The 26958-nt window shown below is 62.3% G+C and carries 30 protein-coding genes; 27 read left to right on the top strand and 3 right to left on the bottom strand.

Translation table 11 applies throughout. From position 1 onward, the window contains the following. Window positions 1–7: 7 nt before the first annotated feature. Window positions 8–496 (bottom strand): aminoacyl-tRNA deacylase, encoded by a 489-nt coding sequence (locus AC1DKQ_RS01745; protein WP_476882638.1) that lies wholly within the window; start codon window positions 494–496, stop codon window positions 8–10. Between the two features lie 99 nt (window positions 497–595). Next, entirely contained in the window at window positions 596–1795 is a 1200-nt protein-coding gene (locus AC1DKQ_RS01740; RefSeq protein ID WP_476918035.1) for an acetyl-CoA C-acetyltransferase, read from the bottom strand. A gap of 431 nt (window positions 1796–2226) precedes the next feature. On the opposite strand from AC1DKQ_RS01740, the gene rpoB reads away from it, so the two are divergent. From rpoB to AC1DKQ_RS01705, 7 genes are all read left to right on the top strand, one after another. Next, window positions 2227–5742 carry a DNA-directed RNA polymerase subunit beta gene (rpoB, locus tag AC1DKQ_RS01735; protein WP_277526280.1) on the top strand — a complete coding sequence of 1172 codons (3516 nt, stop codon included), beginning with the start codon at window positions 2227–2229 and terminating at the stop codon, window positions 5740–5742. A 120-nt stretch (window positions 5743–5862) separates the two neighbouring features. Next, window positions 5863–9762 (top strand): DNA-directed RNA polymerase subunit beta', encoded by a 3900-nt coding sequence (locus tag AC1DKQ_RS01730; protein WP_476882640.1) that lies wholly within the window; start codon window positions 5863–5865, stop codon window positions 9760–9762. A 444-nt stretch (window positions 9763–10206) separates the two neighbouring features. Next, window positions 10207–10581: a 30S ribosomal protein S12 gene (rpsL, locus tag AC1DKQ_RS01725; RefSeq protein ID WP_018773658.1), complete on the top strand. Its 375-nt coding sequence runs from the start codon at window positions 10207–10209 to the stop codon at window positions 10579–10581. 1 nt (window position 10582) lies between these two features. Beyond that, a complete protein-coding gene (gene rpsG, locus AC1DKQ_RS01720) occupies window positions 10583–11053 on the top strand; it encodes a 30S ribosomal protein S7 (protein WP_011692813.1) in 471 nt (156 codons plus the stop codon). A gap of 69 nt (window positions 11054–11122) precedes the next feature. Then, window positions 11123–13237, top strand: coding sequence for an elongation factor G (gene fusA, locus AC1DKQ_RS01715; protein WP_277526278.1), 2115 nt, complete (start codon window positions 11123–11125; stop codon window positions 13235–13237). A gap of 265 nt (window positions 13238–13502) precedes the next feature. Next, complete coding sequence (tuf, locus tag AC1DKQ_RS01710; RefSeq protein ID WP_090575294.1) at window positions 13503–14693, top strand: elongation factor Tu; 1191 nt, start codon at window positions 13503–13505, stop codon at window positions 14691–14693. A 144-nt stretch (window positions 14694–14837) separates the two neighbouring features. Continuing rightward, entirely contained in the window at window positions 14838–14963 is a 126-nt protein-coding gene (locus AC1DKQ_RS01705; protein WP_476882641.1) for a hypothetical protein, read from the top strand. Window positions 14964–14979: 16 nt separating this feature from the next. Here the strand turns inward: AC1DKQ_RS01705 and AC1DKQ_RS01700 are convergent, their stop codons facing one another. Then, window positions 14980–16404: a GH1 family beta-glucosidase gene (locus tag AC1DKQ_RS01700; RefSeq protein WP_476918034.1), complete on the bottom strand. Its 1425-nt coding sequence runs from the start codon at window positions 16402–16404 to the stop codon at window positions 14980–14982. A 451-nt stretch (window positions 16405–16855) separates the two neighbouring features. On the opposite strand from AC1DKQ_RS01700, the gene rpsJ reads away from it, so the two are divergent. From rpsJ to rplO, 20 genes are all read left to right on the top strand, one after another. Further along, window positions 16856–17164: a 30S ribosomal protein S10 gene (rpsJ, locus tag AC1DKQ_RS01695; RefSeq protein WP_003803825.1), complete on the top strand. Its 309-nt coding sequence runs from the start codon at window positions 16856–16858 to the stop codon at window positions 17162–17164. 17 nt (window positions 17165–17181) lie between these two features. Continuing rightward, window positions 17182–17832 (top strand): 50S ribosomal protein L3, encoded by a 651-nt coding sequence (gene rplC, locus AC1DKQ_RS01690; protein WP_091563100.1) that lies wholly within the window; start codon window positions 17182–17184, stop codon window positions 17830–17832. A 4-nt stretch (window positions 17833–17836) separates the two neighbouring features. Next, the gene (gene rplD / locus AC1DKQ_RS01685; protein WP_476882643.1) at window positions 17837–18457 is read left to right on the top strand and encodes a 50S ribosomal protein L4; all 621 of its coding nucleotides are present in this window, start codon (window positions 17837–17839) and stop codon (window positions 18455–18457) included. Beyond that, the gene (rplW, locus tag AC1DKQ_RS01680; protein WP_018773664.1) at window positions 18454–18759 is read left to right on the top strand and encodes a 50S ribosomal protein L23; all 306 of its coding nucleotides are present in this window, start codon (window positions 18454–18456) and stop codon (window positions 18757–18759) included. The genes rplD and rplW overlap by 4 nt, the downstream gene beginning before the upstream one ends. Window positions 18760–18788: 29 nt before the next feature. Further along, complete coding sequence (gene rplB, locus AC1DKQ_RS01675; protein ID WP_026266473.1) at window positions 18789–19628, top strand: 50S ribosomal protein L2; 840 nt, start codon at window positions 18789–18791, stop codon at window positions 19626–19628. 12 nt (window positions 19629–19640) lie between these two features. Further along, window positions 19641–19922 (top strand): 30S ribosomal protein S19, encoded by a 282-nt coding sequence (gene rpsS, locus AC1DKQ_RS01670; protein ID WP_018773666.1) that lies wholly within the window; start codon window positions 19641–19643, stop codon window positions 19920–19922. 38 nt (window positions 19923–19960) lie between these two features. After that, complete coding sequence (gene rplV / locus AC1DKQ_RS01665; protein WP_354348543.1) at window positions 19961–20326, top strand: 50S ribosomal protein L22; 366 nt, start codon at window positions 19961–19963, stop codon at window positions 20324–20326. Further along, window positions 20327–21160, top strand: coding sequence for a 30S ribosomal protein S3 (rpsC, locus tag AC1DKQ_RS01660; RefSeq protein WP_441407840.1), 834 nt, complete (start codon window positions 20327–20329; stop codon window positions 21158–21160). Continuing rightward, window positions 21161–21577, top strand: coding sequence for a 50S ribosomal protein L16 (gene rplP, locus AC1DKQ_RS01655; protein ID WP_120951151.1), 417 nt, complete (start codon window positions 21161–21163; stop codon window positions 21575–21577). Window positions 21578–21579: 2 nt separating this feature from the next. Beyond that, window positions 21580–21909, top strand: coding sequence for a 50S ribosomal protein L29 (rpmC, locus tag AC1DKQ_RS01650; RefSeq protein WP_476882644.1), 330 nt, complete (start codon window positions 21580–21582; stop codon window positions 21907–21909). Continuing rightward, window positions 21906–22214 carry a 30S ribosomal protein S17 gene (gene rpsQ / locus AC1DKQ_RS01645; RefSeq protein ID WP_476882645.1) on the top strand — a complete coding sequence of 103 codons (309 nt, stop codon included), beginning with the start codon at window positions 21906–21908 and terminating at the stop codon, window positions 22212–22214. Before rpmC ends, rpsQ begins: the two co-directional genes overlap by 4 nt. 453 nt (window positions 22215–22667) lie before the next feature. Further along, window positions 22668–23036, top strand: coding sequence for a 50S ribosomal protein L14 (rplN, locus tag AC1DKQ_RS01640; protein ID WP_003803789.1), 369 nt, complete (start codon window positions 22668–22670; stop codon window positions 23034–23036). Between the two features lie 3 nt (window positions 23037–23039). After that, on the top strand, window positions 23040–23399 hold the full coding sequence (rplX, locus tag AC1DKQ_RS01635; protein WP_136321880.1) for a 50S ribosomal protein L24: 360 nt from the start codon (window positions 23040–23042) through the stop codon (window positions 23397–23399). Continuing rightward, window positions 23399–23980, top strand: a complete 582-nt coding sequence (gene rplE / locus AC1DKQ_RS01630) for a 50S ribosomal protein L5 (RefSeq protein ID WP_091563108.1) — start codon at window positions 23399–23401, stop codon at window positions 23978–23980. Before rplX ends, rplE begins: the two co-directional genes overlap by 1 nt. Window positions 23981–24075: 95 nt before the next feature. Then, complete coding sequence (gene rpsH / locus AC1DKQ_RS01625) at window positions 24076–24474, top strand: 30S ribosomal protein S8 (RefSeq protein ID WP_056425243.1); 399 nt, start codon at window positions 24076–24078, stop codon at window positions 24472–24474. An 18-nt stretch (window positions 24475–24492) separates the two neighbouring features. After that, complete coding sequence (gene rplF / locus AC1DKQ_RS01620) at window positions 24493–25029, top strand: 50S ribosomal protein L6 (protein WP_223913815.1); 537 nt, start codon at window positions 24493–24495, stop codon at window positions 25027–25029. 2 nt (window positions 25030–25031) lie between these two features. Next, window positions 25032–25415, top strand: a complete 384-nt coding sequence (gene rplR, locus AC1DKQ_RS01615; protein WP_018773674.1) for a 50S ribosomal protein L18 — start codon at window positions 25032–25034, stop codon at window positions 25413–25415. 26 nt (window positions 25416–25441) lie between these two features. Continuing rightward, a complete protein-coding gene (gene rpsE, locus AC1DKQ_RS01610; protein WP_173403037.1) occupies window positions 25442–26122 on the top strand; it encodes a 30S ribosomal protein S5 in 681 nt (226 codons plus the stop codon). Window positions 26123–26125: 3 nt separating this feature from the next. After that, complete coding sequence (gene rpmD, locus AC1DKQ_RS01605) at window positions 26126–26332, top strand: 50S ribosomal protein L30 (RefSeq protein ID WP_018773676.1); 207 nt, start codon at window positions 26126–26128, stop codon at window positions 26330–26332. Beyond that, complete coding sequence (gene rplO, locus AC1DKQ_RS01600; RefSeq protein WP_091563112.1) at window positions 26333–26824, top strand: 50S ribosomal protein L15; 492 nt, start codon at window positions 26333–26335, stop codon at window positions 26822–26824. Window positions 26825–26958 lie beyond the last annotated feature (134 nt).

Genomic DNA, 26958 nt, shown 5'->3' with positions numbered 1-26958 from the left:
GGGCGGGCTAGTTCGGTTCGGAGATGTCGGCGACGACGGCGCCGAGGGCCGCCGTCAGGGCGTCCGCGTCCACGAATGCGCTGTAGCCGTGTTCCCCGGCGCCCATGGAGACCCGCCGGCCCGTGATGGTCTGGTCGGCGTAGACCGGCCAGGGGCGGCTGCTGCCGAGCGGCGTGATGGTCCCGCGCTCGTACCCGGTGGCCTCGAAGGCGGTGTCCGCGGCCGGCAGCGAGAGCTTGTTGACGCCCAGCAGCGCCCGCAGCTTGGGCCAGGAGATCTGACGGTCGCCCGGGACCAGGGCGAACAGGAAACTGCCGTCCTTGTGCTTGACCACAAGCGACTTCACGATGTCCGCGGGTTGGATCCCGAGGATTCCGGCCGCCTCCTCAAGGCTGCGGGCGGCGAGCCGTTCCACGATCTCGACGTCCAGGCCGCGGGCCGCGGCGTCGGCCAGGAACCGCTCGCGGCCGCCGCTGGTTGTTCCCTGCTCCGTCATTCCCGTCAAACCCTTTCCCTAACTCGTCGTGGCCGATCCCGTCCGGGGTCGGTGTCCCGTTTCTTCAGGTTCCGGCTTCCGGGGTCCCGGTTCACCGGGTCAGTCGCGGTAGAGCAGCAGCGCCTCGCCCTGTCCGCCGCCGCCGCACAGGGACACGGCCGCCTTGCCCGTGCCCCGGCGTTTAAGTTCGTGAGCCGCGTGCAGGGCCAGCCGGGCGCCGGAGGCCCCTATCGGGTGGCCCAGGGCGATCGCCCCGCCATGGATGTTGCACTGCTCCAGCGGGTAGTCGAGGTCCTTCAGGGACTGCACCGCGACTGAGCCGAAGGCCTCGTTGATTTCGATGAAGTCGAGGTCCGCGGCGGACCAGCCGGCCTTGTCCAGGGCGTTCTTGATGGCGTTGGAGGGCTGGGAGTGCAGCGAGTTGTCCGGCCCGGCCACCTGGCCCGGCTTGCCGACCACGGCGAGGTACTCGAGGCCGTTGTCATCGGCGAACTTCCGGCTGGCCAGCACCAGGGCGGCGGCGCCGTCGGACAGGGGAGAGGAATTGCCCGCCGTGATGGTTCCGTCCGTGACGAACGCCGCCCGCAGGCCGGCCAGCGATTCGACTGTGGTGTCCGGCCGGATGCCCTCGTCGGAGGTGACGGCGATCGGATCGCCCTTGCGCTGCTTGACGCTCATCACGGCGATCTCGCCGTCGAAGACGCCGTCCTTGGCGGCCCGGGCGGCACGCTGGTGCGACTGGGCCGCCACGTTGTCCTGGGAGGCCCGACCGATGCCGAGGGTCAGGTTCTTGGTCTCGGTGGACAGTCCCATTGACTGTCCGTCGAAGGCGTCGGTCAGGCCGTCGTGCGCGGCGACGTCGAGGGCCTGGACTGTGCCGTACGCCCAGCCCTGCCGGGAACCGGGCAGCACGTGGGGCGCACGGGTCATGGACTCCTGGCCGCCGGCCACCACCACCATGGCGTCGCCGCTGCGGATCATCCGGGCGGCGTCGATCACTGCGGTGAGGCCTGAGAGGCAGACCTTGTTGATGGTTACCGTGGGAACGTTCCAGCCGATGCCGGCCCCGATAGCGCTCTGGCGCGCCGGGTTTTGGCCGGCTCCGGCCTGCAGGACCTGGCCCATGATCACGCTGTCCACCTGGTCGGCTTTGACGCCGCTGGCGGCAAGGGCGGCTCGGATGGCGTGGGTGCCGAGTTCGACGGCGGTGAAGCTGGCCAACTGTCCGTTCAGGCGTCCCTGGGGGGTGCGGGCGGCTGCGAGGATGACAACATCGTTGTTGTCTGCGGGGTTGCTCATGGTGTTTTCTTCCGATCGACGACGACTTATGTCTACGTTATCGTGAGCCCCGTCACCTATCCATTCGGCCGGTCCCAGTCCCCGTCTCGGTCACGTTCTGGGCCGCAGCCGGGCGGGCCTCCGCCAAACCTCGGGGAACATTCCGCCAGAACTTCGTGCTTGCAATCCTGCCGGAAGTGGGGTAGACAAGTAGGTTGCTTTGCCGTATCGTAGATATTTGCGTCTTCCCTGTTTACCTTCAGCCTTCATATAGCGGTGGGCTTAGCCTGACAGCTGTTCCATCAATGTGCCGTCTACAACGTGCACCAGCATGGACAGCGCGGGTCCCGGGTCATATAGCGGAACCGGATTGGTAGCGCTGCGGAGTCATTCTGCAGAGTGCATAACGGGGGAGATCTGACAACGCCTGAAGGTCTGTGGAAGGATCCCTCTTGGTCGCCTCGAGCACCTCTAATGTAAACAACGCTACCGCTATCAATGCCGACAGCACCGACGGTGCAACCCGCCGGCTCTCATTCGCAAAGATTCACGAACCTCTTGATGTTCCGAATCTGCTCGCCCTGCAAACCGACAGCTTTGACTGGCTGGTCGGAAACGAACGCTGGCAGGCGCGCGTTGCGAAGGCCGTCGAAGAAGGCGACCTCAGCGTCGCCACCTCCTCGGGTCTGTCCGACATCTTCGAAGAGATCTCCCCGATCGAAGACTTCCAGGGCACCATGTCCCTGAGCTTCTCCGAGCCGGAGTTCGCTGACCCCAAATACACCATGGCCGAGTGCAAGGACCGGGACGCAACGTACTCGGCTCCGCTGTACGTCAAGGCCGAGTTCATGAACAACAACACGGGCGAAATCAAGCAGCAGACCGTGTTCATGGGTGACTTCCCGCTGATGACCGAGAAGGGCACCTTCGTCGTCAACGGCACCGAGCGTGTCGTCGTCTCCCAGCTGGTCCGCTCGCCGGGCGCCTACTTTGAGCGCACCGCCGACAAGACCAGCGATAAGGACATCTTCACCGCGAAGATCATCCCGTCCCGCGGCGCCTGGTTCGAACTCGAAATCGACAAGCGCGACCAGGTGGGCGTCCGTCTTGACCGCAAGCGCAAGCAGTCCGTCACCGTGCTGCTGAAGGCCCTCGGCTGGACCGAAGGCCAGATCCTCGAGGAATTCGGCCAGTACGACTCCATGCGCGCAACGCTGGAGAAGGACGCCACCGAGACCCGCGAAGACGCGTTGCTGGACATCTACCGGAAGCTGCGACCGGGCGAGCCGCCCACGGTTGAGGCTGCCCAGTCCCTGCTGGACAACCTGTACTTCAACTCCAAGCGCTACGATCTGGCCAAGGTTGGCCGTTACAAGATCAACCGCAAGCTTGGCATCGACCGCTCCCTTGGCGACAAGGAAGCCTCGGTCCTGCACGTTGAAGACATCGTGGCCATGATCAAGTTCCTGGTTGCCCTGCACGCCGGCGAGAAGACCCTCACGGGCAAGCGCGACGGCCAGGACCACGAGCTCCGCGTCGAGATCGATGACATCGACCACTTCGGCAACCGTCGCATCCGCGCCGTCGGCGAGCTCATCGAGAACCAGGTCCGCACCGGCCTGTCCCGCATGGAGCGCGTTGTCCGCGAACGCATGACGACCCAGGACGTCGAGGCCATCACGCCGCAGACCCTGATCAACATCCGTCCCGTCGTGGCAGCCATCAAGGAGTTCTTCGGAACTTCCCAGCTGTCCCAGTTCATGGACCAGAACAACCCGCTCTCGGGTCTGACCCACAAGCGCCGCCTGTCCGCGCTGGGCCCGGGTGGTCTGTCCCGTGACCGTGCCGGCATGGAAGTTCGTGACGTGCACCCGTCCCACTACGGACGTATGTGCCCCATCGAAACTCCTGAAGGCCCGAACATTGGTCTGATCGGTTCGCTGGCTTCCTACGGACGCATCAACCCGTTCGGTTTCATCGAAACCCCGTACCGCCTGGTCGCCGAGGGTGTCGTCTCTGATGAGGTCAAGTACCTCACCGCCGACGACGAAGCCGAGGTCCTGATCGCTCAGGCCAACGCCCCGCTCGATGCGAACAAGAAGTTCGCGGAAGAGACCGTCCTGGTCCGTGCCCGCGGTGGTGGAGGCGAGCCCGTGCTGGTTCCCGCCGCCGACGTCGAGTTCATGGACGTTTCCCCGCGCCAGATGGTGTCCGTGGCTACCGCCCTGATCCCGTTCCTCGAGCATGACGATGCCAACCGTGCACTCATGGGTGCCAACATGCAGCGCCAGGCCGTGCCGCTGGTCCGTTCCGAGGCGCCGTTCGTCGGTACCGGCATGGAACGCGCCGCAGCTGTGGACGCCGGTGACGTCACCATCGCCAAGAAGGCCGGTGTGGTCACCGAGGTCTCCGCTGAGCTGGTCATCATGCTCAACGATGACGGTACGGAGACCAACTACCGCATCAACAAGTTCGCGCGCTCCAACCAGGGCAACTGCTACAACAACCGTGTCCTGGTAAACGAAGGCCAGCGCCTGGAGGTCGGCGGCATCATCGCTGACGGCCCGGCAACGGACCAGGGCGAGCTCGCCCTCGGTAAGAACCTGCTCGTGGCATTCATGTCATGGGAAGGCCACAACTTCGAGGATGCCATCATCCTGTCCCAGCGCATCGTGGCCGAGGACGTCCTGTCCTCCATCCACATCGAGGAGCACGAGATCGATGCCCGCGACACCAAGCTTGGTGCCGAGGAAATCACCCGTGACATCCCCAACGTGTCTGAGGAAGTCCTGGCAGGCCTGGACGAGCGCGGCATCATCCACATTGGTGCCGAGGTTGAGGCCGGCGACATCCTGGTCGGTAAGGTCACCCCCAAGGGCGAGACCGAACTGACTCCGGAAGAGCGCCTGCTGCGCGCCATCTTTGGTGAGAAGTCCCGCGAAGTGCGCGACACCTCCCTGAAGGTGCCGCACGGCGAGTCCGGCACCGTGATCGGTGTCCGCGTCTTCGATCGCGACAACGACGACGAGCTGCCCCCGGGCGTCAACCAGCTGGTGCGCGTGTACGTGGCTGCCAAGCGCAAGATCACCGACGGCGACAAGCTCGCAGGCCGTCACGGCAACAAGGGTGTTATCTCCAAGATCCTCCCGATCGAGGACATGCCCTTCCTTGCCGACGGCACCCCCGTTGATATCGTCCTGAACCCGCTGGGTGTTCCGGGCCGTATGAACGTCGGCCAGGTGCTGGAAACGCACCTCGGCTGGGTTGCCAAGACCGGTTGGAAGATCGAGGGCGAGCCCGAGTGGGTCAAGCAGCTGCCGAACCTGCCGCGCGAGAGTGGCCAGACCACTGTGGCGACGCCGGTCTTCGACGGTGCGCGTGAAGAGGAAATCACGGGCCTGCTCGATTCCACCAACGTCACCCGCGACGGCGACCGGCTGATCAACTCCTCCGGCAAGACCCGTCTGTTCGACGGCCGCTCCGGCGAGCCGTTCCCGGATCCGATCTCGGTCGGCTACATGTACATCCTGAAGCTCCACCACCTGGTGGACGACAAGATCCACGCCCGCTCCACCGGCCCGTACTCCATGATCACGCAGCAGCCGCTGGGTGGTAAGGCACAGTTCGGTGGCCAGCGCTTCGGTGAAATGGAAGTGTGGGCGCTCGAGGCTTACGGCGCCGCTTACACGCTCCAGGAACTGCTGACGATCAAGTCGGATGATATCCACGGTCGTGTGAAGGTCTACGAAGCAATCGTCAAGGGCGAGAACATCCCCGAGCCGGGCGTTCCTGAGTCCTTCAAGGTCTTGATCAAGGAAATGCAGTCGCTGTGCCTGAACGTGGAAGTGCTTTCCACGGACGGAACCACAATTGAAATGCGTGACTCTGATGACGCAGTCTTCACGGCTGCGGAAGAACTGGGCATCGATCTGTCTCGTGCAGAGCCCAGTTCCGTAGAAGAGGTTTAGCAGGGGGTTTACCGGGAAAAGCAAGCGGCCCCGCCGCGCTGACTTTTCCCGGTAAACCACCTCCCTCTTCCCGTAACCCAAGACTTCAGAATTTAGAGAACAAGAGAGAACAGGGACCATATGTCCAGCGAATCCTCCTTCGGCCTCATGCAGATCGGCCTCGCCACCGCGGAAGACATCCGTGGCTGGTCGTACGGCGAGGTTAAGAAGCCGGAAACCATCAACTACCGCACGCTTAAGCCCGAGAAGGACGGCCTCTTCTGCGAGAAGATCTTCGGCCCCTCCCGCGACTGGGAATGCTACTGCGGTAAGTACAAGCGCGTGCGCTTCAAGGGCATCATCTGCGAGCGGTGTGGCGTTGAGGTCACCCGCGCCAAGGTCCGCCGTGAGCGCATGGGCCACATCGAGCTGGCCGCCCCGGTCACGCACATCTGGTACTTCAAGGGTGTTCCCTCCCGCCTGGGCTACCTCCTTGACCTGGCACCGAAGGACCTCGAAAAGGTCATTTACTTCGCCGCCTACATGATCACGAGCGTCGACGCCGACAGCCGCCACGAAGAACTGCCCAACCTGCAGGTTGAGCACGACATCGAGAAGAAGCAGCTGATCGACAACCGCGACTCCGACATCGCCACGATCGCCCGCGACCTTGAGAACGAGCTCGCCCGTCTCGAAGGCGAAGGCGCCAAGGCTGCCGACAAGAAGAAGGCCCGCGACTCCGCTGACCGCCAGATGGCGAACGTCCGCAAGCGTGCCGACGCCGAAATCGAGCGCCTCGAGCAGGTCTGGGACCGCTTCAAGAACCTCAAGGTCGCTGACCTTGAAGGTGACGAAGGCCTGTACCGCGAACTGCGCGACCGCTACGGCATGTACTTCGAAGGCTCCATGGGTGCCGAGGCCATCAAGAAGCGTCTTGAGAACTTCGACATGCAGGCCGAGTCGGACATGCTGCGCGATATCATCGCCAACGGCAAGGGCCAGCGCAAGACCCGCGCCCTGAAGCGGCTCAAGGTGGTCAACGCGTTCCTCACGACCAACAACAGCCCGCTCGGCATGGTGCTGGACGCCGTCCCGGTGATCCCGCCGGAACTGCGCCCGATGGTCCAGCTGGACGGTGGCCGCTTCGCGACCTCCGACCTCAACGACCTCTACCGCCGCGTGATCAACCGCAACAACCGTCTCAAGCGCCTGCTTGATCTCGGTGCTCCGGAGATCATCGTCAACAACGAGAAGCGCATGCTTCAGGAAGCTGTTGACAGCCTCTTCGACAACGGCCGCCGCGGCCGTCCGGTCACCGGACCGGGCAACCGTCCGCTGAAGTCCCTGAGCGACATGCTCAAGGGCAAGCAGGGCCGTTTCCGCCAGAACCTCCTTGGCAAGCGCGTCGACTACTCCGGCCGTTCGGTCATCGTCGTCGGCCCGCAGCTGAAGCTGCACCAGTGTGGTCTGCCGAAGCAGATGGCCCTTGAGCTCTTCAAGCCGTTCGTGATGAAGCGCCTGGTTGACCTCAACCACGCCCAGAACATCAAGTCGGCCAAGCGCATGGTGGAGCGTTACCGTCCGCAGGTCTGGGACGTCCTCGAAGAAATCATCACCGAGCACCCGGTGCTGCTGAACCGTGCACCTACCCTGCACCGTCTCGGCATCCAGGCGTTCGAGCCGCAGCTCGTTGAAGGCAAGGCAATCCAGCTGCACCCGCTGGTTTGTGGCGCCTTCAACGCCGACTTCGACGGCGACCAGATGGCAGTCCACCTGCCGCTGAGCCCCGAAGCCCAGGCCGAGGCTCGCATCCTGATGCTGTCCTCGAACAACATCCTGAAGCCGTCTGACGGCCGCCCGGTGACCCTGCCGTCGCAGGATATGATCATCGGTCTCTACCACCTGACCACCAAGCGTGTCGGTTCAGCTGGCGAAGGCCGGATCTTCTCCTCGGTCGCGGAAGCCATCATGGCCTACGACCTCCACGAGCTGCACCTGAACTCCAAGGTCAAGATCCGCCTCGAGGGCTTCGTGCCCTACGCCGGCTGGGAAGCCCCGGAGGGCTGGGAGCCCGGTCAGACCACCTTGGTCGAGACCTCCCTCGGCCAGGTCATCTTCAACCAGACGCTGCCCGCGGACTACCCGTGGGTTGAGAACGTTGCCGACAAGGGCGAGCTGTCCACGATCGTCAACGACCTCGCCGAGCGCTACCCGAAGGTCATCACGGCGGCAACGCTGGACAACCTGAAGGATGCCGGTTTCTACTGGGCCACCCGCTCAGGCGTCACGGTTGCCATCTCCGACATCGAGGTACCCACGGACAAGCCGCGGATCCTCGCCGGTTACGAGACCATGGCCGCCAAGATCCAGGGACAGTACGACAAGGGCCTGATCGACGACGACGAGCGTCGCCAGGAACTGATCGAGATCTGGAACAAGGCAACCAACGAGATCGCCCAGGCGATGCGTGACAGCCTGTCCCCGATGAACACCATCAACCGCATGGTGTCCTCCGGCGCCCGAGGTAACTGGATGCAGGTCCGTCAGATCGCGGGTATCCGTGGCCTGGTGGCCAACCCTAAGGGTGAAATCATCCCGCGTCCGATCAAGTCCTCCTACCGTGAGGGCCTCTCGGTGCTGGAATACTTCATCGCCACGCACGGTGCCCGTAAGGGTCTGGCTGACACCGCCCTGCGTACCGCCAACTCGGGTTACCTGACCCGTCGTCTGGTGGACGTTTCGCAGGACGTCATTGTCCGCGAGGAGGACTGCGGCACCGAGCGCGGCCTGATGACTGCGATCGCGGTGGCGGACGCCAACGGCGTACTCGTCCTGGACGAGAACGTCGAGAACAGCGCCTACGCCCGCACCCTGGCCGTCGACGTCGTCGACTCCAAGGGCAAGGTCCTGGCCGCGGCCGGCACCGACTGCGGCGACGTCGTCATTGCCGAACTGTTCGCAGCCGGCATCACCGAGGTCAAGGTCCGCTCCGTACTCACCTGTGAGTCCAGCGTCGGCACCTGCGCATTGTGCTACGGCCGTTCGCTGGCCACTGGCAAGACCGTCGACATCGGTGAGGCCGTGGGCATTATTGCCGCGCAGTCCATCGGTGAGCCGGGCACCCAGCTGACCATGCGTACGTTCCACACCGGTGGTGCTGTTTCCGCCAGCGGTGGCGACGACATCACCCAGGGTCTGCCCCGTATCCAGGAGCTCTTCGAAGCCCGTACTCCGAAGGGTGTCGCACCGATTGCTGAAGCAGCCGGCCGCATCACCATCGAAGAGTCCGAGCGCCAGATGCGCCTGGTCATCACCCCGGATGACGGATCTGAAGAGATCGCTTACCCGGTGCTGCGCCGTTCACGTCTCCTCATCGAAGACGGCGATCACGTCAGCGTCGGCCAGAAGCTCATCAACGGCCCGGTCGACCCCAAGCAGGTTCTGCGCATCATGGGCCCCCGTGCCGCGCAGAAGTTCCTGGTGGACGAAGTCCAGGGCGTGTACCGCAGCCAGGGCATCGGTATCCACGACAAGCACGTCGAGGTTATCGTCCGCCAGATGCTGCGTCGCGTCACGGTCATCGAGTCCGGCGAATCGGATCTGCTGCCCGGCGAGCTCGCCGAACGCAGCCGCTTCGAAGACGCCAACCGCCGCGTTGTGTCCGAGGGCAAGACGCCGGCCTCCGGCCGTCCCGAGCTCATGGGCATCACCAAGGCGTCCCTGGCGACCGAGTCCTGGCTGTCCGCAGCTTCCTTCCAGGAAACCACCCGCGTCCTGACGCAGGCGGCCATGGAAGGCAAGAGCGATCCGCTGCTCGGCCTCAAGGAAAACGTCATCATCGGTAAGCTCATCCCGGCCGGCACGGGTCTCCCGCGCTACACCGAGGTCACCGTGGAACCCACTGAAGAAGCAAAGGCCAACCTGTTCACCGGCCCCAGCGCATTCAGCGACTTCTCCTACGACACCCTCGGCGGCGACGGAGCTCCCGAGTTCCACGCCATCCCGCTGGATGACTACGATCTCGGCAGCGACTTCCGCTAACCGCCGCTAAAGCATCGCGGGGTCACTTACGGCCCAATCCACCCCATGGATTGGGCTCAAAGTGACCCCGCGTTGCTGTTTAAGGGCTGGGCCGTATCGGCCTGATTCCCCGCCGATTAAGGGCTGGGAGCTGTCCGTGTTAGACTTGAGACTAATTGTTATTGTGGCAGTGGATGAGTGCGCCGGTTTGAATCAAACAGCTTGCAGCTGAAAGGTTCAACCAGGACGACGTTTCCGGTTTGCAGGGTTCTTGTGCAACGTATGCCACGTTTTCGCATGCCTAGGGGCAGTTCAGGTCGAAAGCCCTTGGACCCCGGCGTGCGGTCCGACTATTAAGGCTTCGCCTCAGCTGCTCTGGAGAGAACTTCAAAGCTCGGGCGGCGAGGCGCAGCGACAAGAGAGCGGCCGCCAACGGCCGCTCCGGATAAAACGGAGAACACGAGAGTGCCTACGATTAACCAGCTGGTCCGCAAGGGCCGCACGCCTAAGGTCAAGAAGACCAAGGCTCCCGCGCTTAACGGTAGCCCGATGCGCCGCGGTGTTTGCACCCGCGTTTACACGACGACCCCGAAGAAGCCGAACTCGGCTCTGCGTAAGGTTGCTCGCGTGCGCCTCAACGGCGGCATTGAAGTTACCGCGTACATCCCCGGCGTAGGCCACAACCTGCAGGAGCACTCCATTGTGCTCGTCCGCGGCGGCCGCGTGAAGGACCTTCCGGGTGTCCGCTACAAGATCGTCCGTGGCGCCCTCGATACCCAGGGTGTCAAGAACCGTAAGCAGGCTCGCAGCCGCTACGGCGCAAAGATGGAGAAGAAGTAATATGCCTCGCAAGGGTCCGGCCCCCAAGCGGCCGCTAGTTCTAGATCCCGTTTACGGCTCCCCGCTGGTCACCCAGCTCATCAACAAGGTGCTGGTTGACGGCAAGAAGTCCACCGCAGAGCGCATCGTTTACGGTGCCCTCGAGGGTGCTCGCGCCAAGTCCGGCGGCGACCCCGTTGCAGCCCTCAAGAAGGCCATGGAGAACGTCAAGCCTTCGCTTGAGGTCCGCTCCCGCCGCGTTGGTGGCGCCACCTACCAGGTTCCCGTTGAGGTCAAGCCGGGCCGTTCCACGGCTCTCGCCCTCCGCTGGCTGGTTGGCTACTCCAAGGCGCGCCGTGAAAAGACCATGACCGAGCGTCTCCAGAACGAAATCCTGGATGCCTCGAACGGTCTCGGTGCCGCTGTGAAGCGTCGCGAAGACACCCACAAGATGGCCGAGTCCAACAAGGCCTTCGCACACTACCGCTGGTAATACTTCCCGGACGCCGCCGGCTCGACTGAGCCGGCGGCGAACGTGCAGTCCATCCGAAAGGGAGACACCGTGGCACAGGACGTGCTTACCGACCTTAGCAAGGTCCGCAACATCGGCATCATGGCCCACATCGATGCCGGCAAGACCACTACTACCGAGCGCATCCTGTTCTACACGGGTGTGAACCACAAGATCGGCGAAACGCACGACGGCGCTTCGACGACTGACTGGATGGAACAGGAAAAGGAACGCGGCATCACCATCACGTCTGCCGCCGTGACCTGCTTCTGGGAAAACAACCAGATCAACATCATCGACACCCCCGGCCACGTTGACTTCACGGTCGAGGTTGAGCGCTCCCTGCGCGTCCTCGACGGCGCAGTTGCCGTGTTCGATGGCAAGGAAGGCGTGGAGCCGCAGTCCGAGACTGTTTGGCGCCAGGCTGACAAGTACAACGTTCCGCGCATCTGCTTCGTCAACAAGATGGACAAGCTCGGCGCTGACTTCTACTTCACCGTCGACACCATCATCAGCCGCCTCGGTGCCAAGCCGCTCGTCATGCAGCTCCCGATCGGTGCCGAGAACGACTTCGTCGGCGTCGTCGACCTCCTTTACATGCGCGCGCTGGTTTGGCCCGGCGACGCCAAGGGTGACGTCACCATGGGTGCCAAGTACGAGATCCGCGAGATCCCGGCTGACCTCCAGGAGAAGGCCGAAGAGTACCGCGCAACTCTCGTTGAGACTGTTGCCGAGGCCTCCGAAGAACTCATGGAGAAGTACCTCGAGGGCGAAGAGATCAGCACCGACGAGCTCAAGGCCGGCATCCGCAAGATGACGATCAACTCCGAGCTGTACCCGGTGTTCTGTGGCTCCGCGTTCAAGAACCGCGGTGTCCAGCCGATGCTTGACGCCGTCGTCGACTACCTGCCGAACCCGCTCGACGTCCCGCCGATGATCGGTCACGATCCCCGCGACGAAGAGAAGGAACTGACGCGCAAGCCGTCTTCCGAAGAGCCGTTCTCGGCTCTGGCGTTCAAGATTGCCACGCACCCGTTCTTCGGCCAGCTCACCTTCATTCGCGTGTACTCCGGTCACGTCGAAGCCGGTTCCCAGGTGGTTAACTCCACCAAGGGCAAGAAGGAGCGCATCGGCAAGCTGTTCCAGATGCACGCCAACAAGGAAATGCCGGTTGACGGCGCTACCGCTGGCCACATCTACGCTGCGATCGGGCTGAAGGACACGACCACGGGCGACACCCTGTGCGACTCCAGCAACCAGATCGTGCTCGAGTCCATGAGCTTCCCGGAGCCCGTGATCTCGGTTGCAATCGAGCCGAACACCAAGGGTGACCAGGAGAAGCTCTCCACGGCCATCCAGAAGCTCTCCGCTGAGGACCCGACCTTCCAGGTCTCCCTCAACGAAGACACTGGCCAGACCATCATCGCCGGCATGGGCGAGCTCCACCTGGACATCCTTGTGGACCGCATGCGCCGCGAATTCAAGGTCGAGGCGAACGTCGGCAAGCCGCAGGTTGCTTACCGCGAAACCATCAAGCGTGCTGTAGAGCGTCACGACTACACGCACAAGAAGCAGACCGGTGGTTCCGGCCAGTTCGCAAAGATCCAGATCGCAATTGCGCCGATGGACACTGCGGACGGCGAGCTGTACGAGTTCGAGAACAAGGTCACCGGTGGCCGTATTCCGCGCGAATACATCCCGTCGGTGGACGCCGGTATCCAGGATGCGCTGAACGACGGCGTCCTGGCCGGTTACCCGGTTGTTGGCATCAAGGCGACGCTGATTGACGGCGCTTACCACGATGTTGACTCCTCGGAAATGGCGTTCAAGATCGCCGGCCGTATGGCTTTCAAGGAAGCCGCACGCAAGGCGAACCCTGTCCTGCTCGAACCCCTGATGGACGTCGAGGTCCGCACCCCTGAGGAATATATGGGTGAAGTTATCGGTGACCTCAACTCCCGCCGTGGCCAGATGCAGTCCATGGAAGATGCCCAGGGCGTCAAGGTTATTCGTGCACACGTCCCGCTGTCCGGCATGTTCGGCTACATCGGTGACCTGCGCTCGAAGACCCAGGGCCGCGCTGTGTACTCCATGACGTTCAACAGCTACGCCGAGGTCCCGAAGGCAGTCGCCGACGAGATCATCCAGAAGAACCGCGGCGAGTAGTCCTTAGGACCAATCGCAGCAGCAAAAACTCGGATGCGTCTCTGCCAACGGAGATTCATCTGGTGCAAGTGGCCGGGCTCCGGTCAGCTGTAGTCCGGCCAGGCCGGAGTTCGGCCGCCTGCACGAACAGGCTCTAGGCACTAGCATTAGTACCTGAATCTGCAATTTCACCAATCCAAAGCCCCCCAAGTAGACTTACTGGAGTTTCTGCCGCGACAAGCGCGGCCGAAGGGTAAGTCATTTGAAAACGTTCTAGGAGGAACCTGTGGCAAAGGCAAAGTTCGAGCGGACTAAGCCGCACGTTAACATCGGCACCATTGGTCACGTTGACCACGGTAAGACGACGCTGACGGCCGCCATTTCCAAGGTGCTGTACGACAAGTACCCGACTCTCAACGAGAAGCGTGACTTCGCGTCGATTGACTCTGCTCCCGAAGAGCGTCAGCGCGGCATTACCATCAACATCTCCCACGTTGAGTACCAGACCGAGAAGCGCCACTACGCACACGTAGACGCTCCGGGTCACGCTGACTACATCAAGAACATGATCACCGGCGCTGCTCAGATGGACGGTGCAATCCTCGTGGTTGCCGCCACTGACGGCCCGATGGCCCAGACCCGTGAGCACGTTCTGCTCGCCCGCCAGGTTGGCGTTCCCTACCTGCTGGTCGCGCTGAACAAGGCTGACATGGTCGATGACGAGGAACTCCTCGACCTCGTCGAAATGGAAGTTCGTGAGCTCCTCAGCTCGCAGGGCTTCGATGGCGACGAAGCTCCGGTCATCCGCGTTTCGGGCCTGAAGGCTCTGGAAGGCGACCCGGAGTGGGTCAAGTCCATCGAGGACCTCATGGAAGCTGTCGACAACTCGGTTCCGGACCCCGTACGTGACCGTGACAAGCCCTTCCTGATGCCGATCGAAGACGTCTTCACGATCACCGGCCGTGGCACCGTTGTTACGGGCCGCGCCGAGCGTGGAACCCTCGCGATCAACTCCGAGGTCGAGATCGTCGGCATCCGCCCGGTCCAGAAGACCACGGTTACCGGTATCGAGATGTTCCACAAGCAGCTCGACGAAGCATGGGCCGGCGAGAACTGTGGCCTCCTGCTCCGCGGTCTGAAGCGCGATGATGTTGAGCGTGGCCAGGTTGTCGTCAAGCCGGGTTCCATTACCCCGCACACCGACTTCGAGGCTAACGTCTACATCCTCTCCAAGGACGAAGGCGGACGTCACAACCCGTTCTACTCCAACTACCGCCCGCAGTTCTACTTCCGCACCACGGACGTAACCGGCGTTATCACCCTGCCGGAAGGCACGGAAATGGTTATGCCTGGCGACAACACTGAGATGACCGTTGCGCTCATCCAGCCGATCGCAATGGAAGAGGGCCTCGGCTTCGCTATCCGCGAAGGCGGCCGCACCGTTGGTTCAGGACGCGTCACCAAGATCGTCAAGTAATTACTTGCTGATCTGATGCTTGACCACTGATCAGCCTGCCGTCAGGCAGTTGGACAGAGGATTGGGAACAGCCCCGCTGCACTTGCAGCGGGGCTGTTCCTTTTAAGTTCCTGATACCTTTGCAGAAAGGGAAAGGAGCTCACCATGGGCTGGTTCGTTTTTCTGCTGATCGTCGTCGCGGTTGTGGTCGCCTTCTTCTGGGCGAAGAAGCACTTCCGCCGGGAGATCGACCGCGCCAAGCGCATCAATCGGGCAAACCGCGACCAGTAGCCGGGACGGGCGGGACTCAGGGCCGCCGGGCCCGTGCGAGGGCCTGGTACCAGTAGTACGACTCCTTCGGCGTTCGCTGGAGGGTCGTGAAATCCACGTGCACCAGGCCGAAGCGCTGGGAGTAGCCGGCAGCCCATTCAAAGTTGTCCATGAGCGTCCAAACGTAGTAGCCGAGCAGGTCGACGTCGTGCGCCACGCCCCCGACGGAGGTGGCCTCCACCGCCTGGCTGAGGTGTGCGGCGAGGTAGCGGACGCGCCCGGCGTCGGGGATGGGGCCAGTGACGTGGTCCGGTTCGGGGAAGCTCGCCCCGCTCTCGGTGATGTAGAGCGGCGGCAGGGACTCGCCGTACCTGTCCTTCAGTTCCCGCAGCAGGATCCCCAGATGGTCCGGAGCGACGGGCCAGCCGAATCCCGTGAGCTCGTACTCCGGGAAGGCGGCCATGTGGAACGGTATTTTCAGCATCGCCGCCGCCGGCCCAGAGGGGCTGTCGACGCCGCGCCCCGTGGCCACTTTCACGGGGTAGTAGTAGTTCAGGCCGTAGAAATCCAGCGGCTGGTGGATCGTGGCCAGGTCCGCGTCGCTGATCCTCCGCAGCGAACGGAACCACGGCCGGGCGATCAGCGGCGGCCGGGGAAAACGGCCCAGCAGGATCGGGTCCGCGTAGAGCCGGTTCAGCACGAGGTCGAAGACCCTGGCCAGCAGCCTGTCGGTTGGCGACCCGGAAGCAGGCCGGACGGGGGAATGCAGGTTTGTCACGCCGACGGCGCCCCTGACGCCCGCCGCCCGCAGCGCCTGCACCGCCAGGCCGTGGCCCAGGAGTTGATGGCACACCGACGGCAGGGCATCGAAGAGCAGGCCATGGCCGGGTGCGTGGACGTCCAGGGCGTAGCCGTTGAGGGTGACCGAGGCGGGCTCGTTCAAGGTCACCCACTGCGCCACGCGATCACCGAACCGCTTGCCGGCGGCCGCGCTGTACTCGGCGAACTTCTCCGCCGTCGAACGGTTCATCCAGCCGCCGCGGTGCTCGAGGGGGAGCGGTGTATCCCAGTGGTAGAGGGTGGCCATGGGCGAGATGCCGGCGGCGAGCAGCCGGTCGATCAGGCGGTCGTAGAAGTCCAGTCCCGCGGCATTAAAACGGCCGGTCCCTTCGGGCTGGACCCGGGGCCACGAGATCGAGAAACGGTAGGAGTCGATCCCGAGCTCCCGCATCAGCGCGATGTCTTCCTCCGCGCGGTTGTAGTGGTCGCAGGCGACGGCGGGGGAGTGGCCGTGCAGGATGTTGCCCGGCTTTTCGGCGAAGGCGTCCCAGCCGGAGGGTCCACGGCCGCCGGCGGTAAGGTTTCCCTCGATCTGGAACGCCGCGGAGGCAACGCCCAGGGTGAATCCTGGGCTCAGGCGGGCGGCAAGGGCCTGAACTGCTACAGAATCCTGCACAGTCATGCCCCCATCATCCATTCGACGGCGATTCAAGACAATGGCCACCGTCAGGGATTGCACTGCGGGGATGCAGGGCACAGTGATTGCACTGCCATGATTGCACTGCCGTGCAGGGGCTGATTCGCTTCTGCCCGCAAATTCCGGCATACTAGATGAGTTGTTCAAGCGCTCTTTCGCGTCCCGATCCGGATAATGCCGGGTGTCAGGGTCCAAGTGAGAGACCAAACATAACCCACTCCCCATGGAATTGCGGACGCGTATGTGTGAAAACGTACGACACGCCCGACCGCGGGGGTCGGTTACGTCGGCAGGTTGAGGAACCCGGATCCTTCCGGATTCAGCTTGTGCGGCGGATGGTAGTCACGACTTCAAATGCTTCGGCAGCCATACAACTAGTAAGTGAACAGGGCAGCCCTAACCAGGGGAAGCACAGACTGAAAGAGAGTCAGGCGACATGGCGGGACAAAAAATCCGCATCCGGCTGAAGTCATACGACCACGAGGTCATTGACGTTTCAGCACGGAAGATCGTTGAGACGGTCACGCGCGCAGGCGCAACTGTAGTTGGCCCCGTGCCGCTGCCGACGGAGAAGAACGTGTACTGCGTTATTCGCTCTCCGCACAAGTACAAGGACAGCCGCGAGCACTTTGAAATGCGCACGCACAAGCGTCTTATCGACATCATCGATCCCACGCCCAAGGCTGTTGATTCGCTCATGCGTCTCGACCTGCCGGCCGACGTGAACATCGAAATCAAGCTGTAGGGAGGTGCTGAGAGACTATGACCGCAACCCGTAACGTAAAGGGCCTGCTGGGCACGAAGCTCGGCATGACCCAGGTCTGGGACGAGAACAACAAGCTCATCCCCGTCACTGTGGTCCAGGCTGACTCGAACGTCATCACGCAGCTGCGCAATGCAGAAACTGATGGCTATGTCGCCGTTCAGATCGGCTACGGCCAGATCGATTCCCGCAAGGTCACCAAGCCGCTGGCTGGTCACTTTGAAAAGGCAGGCGTCACGCCTCGCCGCCACGTCGTAGAACTGCGCACTGCAGATGCTGCCTCTTACGAGCTGGGCCAGGAGCTCTCCGTAGAGCTCTTCGAAGCCGGCCAGAAGATCGACGTCGTTGGCACCACCAAGGGTAAGGGCTTCGCCGGTGTTATGAAGCGTCACGGCTTCCACGGCGTTGGAGCTTCCCACGGTGCCCACAAGAACCACCGTAAGCCCGGTTCAATCGGTGGCGCATCCACCCCGAGCCGCGTCTTCAAGGGCATGAAAATGGCCGGCCGCATGGGCGCCGTTCGTCACACCACGCTGAACCTCACGGTCCACGCGGTTGACGTCGAGAAGTCGCTGCTCCTGATCAAGGGCGCCGTCCCCGGCGCCCGCGGCCAGGTCGTACTCGTACGCACCGCCGTGAAGGGAGCCTAGTTCAATGACTAGCACTGTCAAGGTTGACCTGCCTGCAGAGATCTTCGACGTACAGACCAACGTGCCGCTGCTGCACCAGGTTGTCGTTGCCCAGCTCGCTGCTGCTCGCCAGGGTACCCACAAGACCAAGACCCGCGCCGAAGTTTCCGGTGCAGGTCGCAAGCCGTTCAAGCAGAAGGGCACCGGCCGCGCCCGTCAGGGTTCCATCCGTGCTCCTCACATGACCGGTGGTGGCGTTGTCCACGGCCCCACGCCGCGTGACTACAGCCAGCGCACCCCCAAGAAGATGATTGCTGCTGCACTGCGCGGCGCACTCTCGGACCGCGCCCGCAACGGCCGCGTCCACGTCATTGCTGACCTGGTTGCCGGCTCCAAGCCGTCCTCCAAAGAAGCAATGGCAACCCTGCGCGGAGTTTCCGAGCGCAAGAACCTGCTCGTTGTCATTGAGCGCGCCAACGATGTTGCTGCACTGTCCGTGCGCAACCTCACGGATGTTCACGTTCTGTACGCAGACCAGCTGAACACCTACGACGTTCTCGTTTCCGACGACGTAGTCTTCACCAAGGCTGCCTACGAAGCATTTGTTGCTAACAAGGTTGCAAAGAACGAGGAGGATGCCAAGTGAGCGCAGCCACCATCAAAGACCCGCGCGACGTCGTGCTTGCACCCGTCGTCTCGGAAAAGAGCTACGGCCTGATCGATGAGGGCAAGTACACCTTCCTGGTGGACCCCCGCTCGAACAAGACCGAGATCAAGCTGGCCGTGGAGAAGATTTTCTCCGTCAAGGTCGAATCGATCAACACCATCAACCGTGCCGGTAAGCGCAAGCGCACCAAATTCGGCTGGGGTACCCGCAAGAACACCAAGCGTGCAATTGTGAGCCTCAAAGAAGGCACTATCGACATCTTCGGCGGTCCGCTTTCATAGCGGAGACCACTTTAACGAGGAAATAAATTATGGGAATCCGTAAATACAAGCCGACTACCCCGGGCCGTCGCGGCTCGAGCGTAGCGGACTTCACTGAAATCACGCGGTCGACGCCGGAAAAGTCGTTGGTACGTCCCCTCCCGAAAAAGGGTGGCCGTAACAACTCCGGTAAGATCACGACCCGTCACAAGGGTGGTGGACACAAGCGTCAGTACCGTCTGATCGACTTCCGTCGCCACGACAAGGACGGCGTCAACGCCCGCGTTGCCGAAATCGAGTATGACCCGAACCGTACGGCTCGGATCGCGCTCCTGCACTACGTTGATGGCACCAAGCGTTACATCATCGCCCCGAACAAGCTGTCCCAGGGCGACTTCGTAGAGGCCGGCGCCGACGCTGACATCAAGCCCGGCAACAACCTTCCGCTGCGCAACATCCCGGTTGGTACCGTAATCCACGCAGTCGAACTGCGTCCGGGTGGCGGCGCCAAGATGGGCCGCTCCGCCGGCGCATCGATCCAGCTCGTTGCAAAGGAAGGCCGTTTCGCCCAGCTGCGTCTGCCTTCCGGCGAAATCCGCAACGTTGACGTGCGCTGCCGCGCAACCGTCGGCGAGGTCGGCAACGCCGAGCAGTCGAACATCAACTGGGGCAAGGCCGGCCGTATGCGGTGGAAGGGCGTTCGCCCGACCGTCCGTGGTGTCGCCATGAACCCGGTTGACCACCCCCACGGTGGTGGCGAGGGTAAGACGTCCGGTGGACGTCACCCCGTCAACCCGAACGGTAAGCGCGAAGGCCGCACCCGCCGTCCCAACAAAGAGAGCGACAAGCTTATTGTTCGTCGCCGTCGTACTGGCAAGAACAAGCGATAGGAGCCTGGACACATGCCACGCAGCCTGAAAAAAGGTCCTTTCGTTGACCAGCACCTCTTTGTAAAGGTAGCCAGGGAAAACGAAAAGGGCACCAAGAACGTCATCAAGACCTGGTCCCGCCGTTCGATGATCGTCCCCGACATGCTCGGCCACACGATCGCCGTACACGACGGACGCAAGCACATCCCCGTGTTTGTCACTGAGTCGATGGTCGGGCACAAGCTCGGCGAATTCGCTCCCACGCGGACATTCCGCGGCCATGTCAAGGACGACCGTAAGGGCAAGCGCCGCTAGGCGCCTGCACTTACGTCAAAGACGAGAGAAGGAAAGCAATGGAAGCCAAGGCAATTGCGCGTCACATCCGCGTAACGCCTATGAAGGCCCGGCGCGTCGTCAACCTTGTTCGTGGTAAGCAAGCGAATGAGGCTCTGGCAATTCTGAAGTTTGCCCCCCAGGCAGCTTCAGAGCCGGTATTCAAGGTAGTTCAGTCGGCAATCTCCAACGCCCGGGTCCTCGCGGACCGCGACGGCGTGGCGTTTGACGAGAGTGACCTCATCATCAGCGAAATGTATGTTGATGAAGGCCCGACCATGAAGCGGTTCCAGCCGCGAGCCCAGGGTCGTGCATTTCAGATCAAGAAGCGCACGAGCCACATCACCGTGGTAGTTGCTACCCCGGAGAAAGAGGAGGCTCGCTAAGTGGGACAGAAAGTTAACCCGCACGGGTTCCGACTCGGCATCACCACCGATCACGTATCGCACTGGTTTGCTGACAGCACCAAGGCCGGCCAGCGGTACAAGGACTTCGTTCGCGAAGACATCCGCATCCGCCAGCTCATGTCCACGGGCATGGAGCGCGCCGGTATCGCCAAGGTTGAAATTGAGCGCACCCGCGACCGTGTCCGCGTGGATATCCACACGGCACGTCCGGGCATCGTCATCGGCCGCCGTGGCGCTGAAGCAGACCGCATCCGCGGCGAGCTTGAGAAGCTCACGGGCAAGCAGGTCCAGCTGAACATCCTCGAGGTCAAGAACCCCGAGATGGAAGCCCAGCTTGTTGCCCAGGGCGTTGCAGAGCAGCTGACTTCCCGCGTGGCTTTCCGCCGTGCGATGAAGAAGGCCATGCAGTCCGCACAGCGTGCCGGTGCCAAGGGCATCCGGATCGCTTGCTCGGGTCGACTGGGCGGCGCAGAAATGTCCCGCTCGGAGTTCTACCGCGAAGGCCGTGTGCCCCTGCACACCCTGCGTGCGAACATCGACTACGGCTTCTATGAGGCCAAGACCACCTTCGGCCGCATCGGCGTGAAGGTCTGGATCTACAAGGGCGACGTTACTGCCAAGGAACTGGCTCAGCAGGCAGCTGCTGCTCCGTCCCGTGGCCGTGCCGGCGACCGCCCGGGCCGCCCGGGTGGCGCCGACCGTGGTGACCGCCGCCGTCGTCCCGACCGCCCCGCAGCTGAGGCAGCACCTGCTGCTGCAGAAGCTCCGGCAGTTGAGGCTGCACCTGCTGCAGTAGAAGGAGGACAGGCTTAAATGCTTATCCCACGTCGAGTAAAGCACCGTAAGCAGCACCACCCGGGTCGTTCCGGCGCTGCTACGGGCGGCACCCAGGTCTCCTTCGGTGAGTGGGGCATCCAGGCTCTGAGCCCGGCCTACGTCACGAACCGTCAGATCGAGTCTGCCCGTATCGCGATGACTCGCCACATCAAGCGTGGCGGAAAGGTCTGGATCAACATTTACCCGGACCGTCCGCTGACGAAGAAGCCGGCCGAAACCCGCATGGGTTCCGGTAAGGGTTCTCCGGAATGGTGGGTCTCAAACGTCAAGCCGGGCCGGGTTCTCTTCGAGATCTCCGGTGTTGAGGAATCTGTCGCTCGCGAGGCACTGCGCCTGGCGATCCACAAGCTCCCGTTGAAAGCACGCATTCTGCGTCGCGAAGGTGGTGAATAGAAATGTCAGTAGGATCCAAGGAACTTGCATCCGCACAGCTGGACGGTTTCGACAACGAGCGTCTCGTTGAGGAACTCCGCAAGGCCAAGGAAGAGCTGTTCAACCTGCGTTTCCAGTCCGCCACCGGTCAGCTGGAGAACCACGGTCGTCTGCGCGCGGTAAAGAAGGACATCGCCCGCATCTACACCGTTCTCCGTGAGCGCGAGCTGGGCATTCGTGCCGAGGTTGCCGCACCGGTTGTGGAAGCCAAGGAAGAGAAGAAGTCCAAGAAGGCTGCAACCAAGAAGGCCGAGAAGGCCGAAACGGTTGAATCCGAGGAGGATGCCAAGTGAGTGAAAAGGAAGAGAACGTGACGGAAACTGTTTCCGGCGCAGCTAAGGCTGACGAGCGCGGTTACCGTAAGACGAAGCGCGGCTACGTCGTCTCGGACAAGATGGAAAAGACCATCACTGTCCAGGTCGAAGACCGCGTAAAGCACGCCCTCTACGGCAAGGTCATTCGCCGCAACGCCAAGATCAAGGCTCACGACGAAGAGAACAGCGCCGGCATCGGCGACCTCGTGCTCCTCGCCGAGACCCGCCCGCTCTCCGCTACCAAGCGGTGGCGTCTGGTCGAGATCCTCGAGAAGGCCAAGTAACACCTGCACTTTGTTGCCTGGTGATACAGCTGAAGCCCTCGTTCCCCTTTGGGGGAGCGGGGGCTTCTGCGTTGCCGGCGGCCGTTGTAACCGGCCGCCGTCGGGCGCTGAGTGGCTGTCCTGTGTGACGCCGTCGGGAGAGCGGGGTGTTGTGTGCTGGCGCCGGGGCTGTGATATGGGGATACGCCCGAAACGTGCTAAGATTTTGAGTTTGTATGGCGCCTTTAGCGCGCCGTCATCAACCTCGTAAACAATCGTGCCACGGCATAGTGCCCCCTCGCGCCCCGACTCGTCGGGAACCGCCTTGGGAAGCAAATGTTTTTGGCACGGGCGTTTAGGCCTGGTCTGGCAAAATCCAGGCAGGTCAAGAGACACCCCGATCAACCGTTCCGCAAGGCTCATTCCGTAGGAAGATTTTCGGTCTGAGAACCAGCGCGACGCAAGGAGTAAATAGTGATTCAGCAGGAGTCGCGACTCAAGGTCGCCGACAACACGGGTGCTAAGGAAATCCTTACCATTCGCGTTCTCGGTGGATCTGGCCGTCGCTACGCAGGCATTGGCGACGTAATCGTCGCTACCGTCAAGGACGCAATTCCGGGCGGCAACGTAAAGAAGGGCGACGTCGTCAAGGCTGTCATCGTCCGTACCAAGAAGGAACGCCGCCGTGCGGATGGTTCCTACATCAAGTTTGACGAGAACGCAGCCGTCATCCTGAAGAACGACGGTGACCCCCGCGGTACCCGTATCTTCGGACCGGTTGGTCGTGAACTTCGTGACAAGAAGTTCATGAAGATCGTTTCTCTGGCTCCGGAGGTGCTCTAGTCCATGGCTAAGATCAAAAAGGGTGACCTGGTTCAGGTCATCACTGGCGCCAAGGCTGAGCGCGGCGGCGACAAAGGCAAGCAGGGCAAGGTTCTGCGCGTATTCCCGGAGACCAACCGCGTGTTGGTTGAAGGCATTAACCGCGTAACCAAGCACACCAAGGTCGGTCAGTCGCAGCGCGGCACCAAGACCGGTGGCATTGAGGTCGTCGAGGCTTCGATCCACATCTCCAACGTGGCTCTGGTTGACCCGTCCACCAAGAAGCCCACCCGCGTCGGTTTCCGCACCGAGACCGTTGAGCGCGATGGCGTGAAGCGTGACGTGCGCGTCCGCGTGGCCAAGAGCTCAGGGAAGGACATCTAATGACTGAGACTCTCGAGACTCCGGCAAGCAAGATCGTTCCTCGTCTGAAGACCAAGTACGCCGATTCCATCAAGAACTCGCTGACTGAGGAATTCAAGTACCAGAACGTCAACCAGGTTCCCCGCCTGGTCAAGGTCGTTGTGAACATGGGTGTTGGAGATGCCGCCAAGGACTCCAAGCTGATTGACGGCGCTGTCCGCGATCTGACCCTGATCACCGGCCAGAAGCCGCAGGTAACCAAGGCCCGCAAGTCGATCGCACAGTTCAAGCTGCGCGAAGGCATGCCGATCGGTGCACACGCAACTCTGCGTGGGGACCGCATGTGGGAATTCCTGGACCGTCTGGTCACGCTGGCTCTGCCGCGTATCCGTGACTTCCGTGGCCTCAGCGGCAAGCAGTTCGATGGCAACGGCAACTACACCTTCGGTCTGACCGAGCAGGTTATGTTCCACGAGATCGACCAGGATTCCATCGACCGCGTACGCGGCATGGACATCACCGTCGTGACCACTGCCAAGACCGACGACGAAGGCCGCGCGCTGCTCAAGGCGCTTGGCTTCCCGTTCAAGACCGAAGACTAATCTAGCTACGTAAAAGGTCCGACCGCGCTACTTCCGAACTCTGTTCTGGACAACTGGCACGGCGGAAACCGTTATGAGGAAGGGCAAGAGCCCACATGACAATGACAGATCCCGTCGCAGACATGCTTACGCGTCTGCGCAACGCTAACTCGGCATACCACGATTCCGTGTCCATGCCGTACAGCAAGCTCAAGGCACGCGTTGCCGACATCCTGAAGGCTGAAGGTTACATCGCCTCCTGGAAAGAAGAAGACGCTGAGGTTGGCAAGAAGCTGACCCTCGAGCTCAAGTTCGGTCCGAACCGCGAGCGTTCAATCGCTGGCGTTCGTCGTATTTCCAAGCCGGGACTGCGCGTTTACGCAAAGTCCACCAACCTGCCGCACGTGCTCGGTGGCCTGGGTGTCGCAATCCTGTCCACCTCTTCCGGCCTCTTGACTGACAAGCAGGCCGGCAAGAAGGGCGTGGGCGGCGAAGTCCTCGCTTACGTCTGGTAACGGGAAAGGAAGAGAATAATGTCACGTATTGGACGTCTCCCCATCACCGTTCCTGCCGGCGTTGAGGTCAAGGTTGACGGCTCTGTCGTCAGCGTCAAGGGTTCCAAAGGCGAGCTGAGCCACACTGTGGCCAGCCCGATCGAGGTTTCCCTGGAAGATGGCACCCTGACTGTCGCCCGCCCGAACGACGAGCGCGCCTCACGTTCGCTGCACGGCCTGACCCGCACCCTGATCGCCAACATGATCCAGGGTGTCACCGCAGGCTACGAGAAGAAGCTTGAGATTGTCGGTACTGGTTACCGCGTCCAGGCCAAGGGAACTGATCTGGAGTTCGCTCTGGGCTACAGCCACCCGGTTAACGTCTCGGCACCGAACGGCATCACCTTTGCAGTTGAGACCCCGACCAAGCTCTCTGTTTCAGGTATCTCCAAGCAGCAGGTCGGCGAGGTTGCTGCCAACATTCGCAAGCTGCGGAAGCCGGACCCCTACAAGGGCAAGGGCATCCGTTACGCAGGCGAAGTCATCCGCCGCAAGGTCGGAAAGGCTGGTAAGTAACCATGGCGATCGCAATTAACAAGAAGCGTACGAACAAGAGCAAGTCTGCCCAGCGCAGCCGCCGCCAGCTTCGTATCCGCAAGCGCATCTCCGGTACGGCTGTACGTCCGCGTCTGGTCGTCAACCGCTCCGCACGTCACGTATTCGTCCAGGTTGTCGATGACACCAAGGGCCTGACCGTGGCAAGTGCCTCCACACTGGAAGCCGACCTTCGTGCATTCGACGGTGACAAGACCGCCAAGGCCAAGCGCGTTGGCGAACTGGTCGCCGAGCGTGCCAAGGCTGCCGGTATCGAAGCAGTTGTCTTCGACCGCGGTGGTAACAAGTACCACGGCCGGATCGCCGCCGTCGCTGACGGCGCACGTGAAGGTGGGCTGGCACTGTGACCGAAAATAACGAAAAGGACATTCAGGTGACTGAAGCTGTAGCTGCTCCGGCAACTGAGACCGCTGCGCCTGCTACCACTGACGACCGCCGTGGTGGCGCCCGTCGTGGCGAGCGTGGCGACCGCGGCCAGGGCCGTGGCGACCGTGGCGGCCGTGGTGGCCGTGACGGCGGCCGCGAGGCCGAGAAGAGCCAGTTCGTAGAGCGCGTCGTAACCATCAACCGTGTTTCCAAGGTCGTCAAGGGTGGTCGTCGCTTCAGCTTCACCGCCCTCGTCGTCGTCGGTGACGGCAACGGCATGGTCGGCGTCGGCTACGGCAAGGCCAAGGAAGTTCCCGCCGCCATCGCGAAGGGCGTTGAAGAGGCCAAGAAGTCCTTCTTCCGCGTTCCCCGCATCGGCAGCACCATCCCGCACCGCGTTCAGGGTGAGGCCGCCGCAGGCGTCGTCATGCTGCGTCCGGCTTCCGCCGGTACCGGTGTTATCGCCGGTGGCCCGGTCCGTGCAGTGCTGGAGTGCGTGGGTATCCACGACATCCTCTCCAAGTCGCTCGGTTCCTCCAACGCCATCAACATCGTTCACGCGACTGTTGATGCCCTGAAGCGCCTCGAAGAGCCGGCAGCAGTGGCAGCACGCCGCGGCCTCCCGCTCGACGAGATCGCTCCGCCGGCAATGGTGAAGGCTCTCCTGAACCAGAAGGCAGGTGTCTGAGTCATGGCTAAGAACGTGCTTGTCTCCGATGCAAAGTTGGAGATCACTCAGATCAAGTCCGCCATTGGCGGCAAGCAGAACCAGCGCGACACCCTGCGGTCCCTCGGCCTGAAGCGGATCGGACACACCGTTGTCCGCACCGCCGACGCCGTGACCGTCGGGATGCTCAACACGGTTCCGCACCTGGTAAAGGTAGAGGAGGCGAAGTAAATGGCAGAGAAGAACACCGCCGAAAAGGCACAGGGCGCCGCTGAGAAGCAGAACGCACTGAAGGTTCACCACCTGCGTCCCGCCCCGGGTGCCAAGACCGCCAAGACCCGTGTTGGTCGTGGTGAAGGTTCCAAGGGTAAGACCGCTGGTCGCGGTACCAAGGGTACGAAGGCCCGCTACCAGATCAAGGCTGGCTTTGCCGGCGGCCAGCTGCCGCTGCACATGCGCCTGCCGAAGCTGCGCGGCTTCAAGAACCCGTTCCGGGTTGAGTACCAGGTTGTAAACCTGGACAAGCTCAACGAGCTGTTCCCGGAAGGTGGCGCAGTCACCGTGGAGAACCTGGTCGAAAAGGGTGCCGTTCGCAAGAACCAGCCCGTCAAGGTGCTGGGGACCGGCGACATCACCGTCAAGGTTGACGTCACCGTCCACGCATTCTCGGCCAGCGCCGCAGAAAAGATTGCCGCAGCAGGCGGAAGCACCACCGCCCTCTAACGAGGCGGTGGGGCAGTTGCCCGTTGTTGAAAACTCCCGGTACCAGGGGCTCAGGCCCCCGGTGCCGGGAGTTTTTTTCAATTTTCGGGCCCCGCCGATTGTTCGCCGGACGCCTCCACCCGTTAGACTCGGTT

The sequence above is a fragment of the Arthrobacter sp. 05L421 genome (genome assembly GCF_056397785.1).
This window is presented reverse-complemented; position numbering and strand designations above follow the sequence as displayed.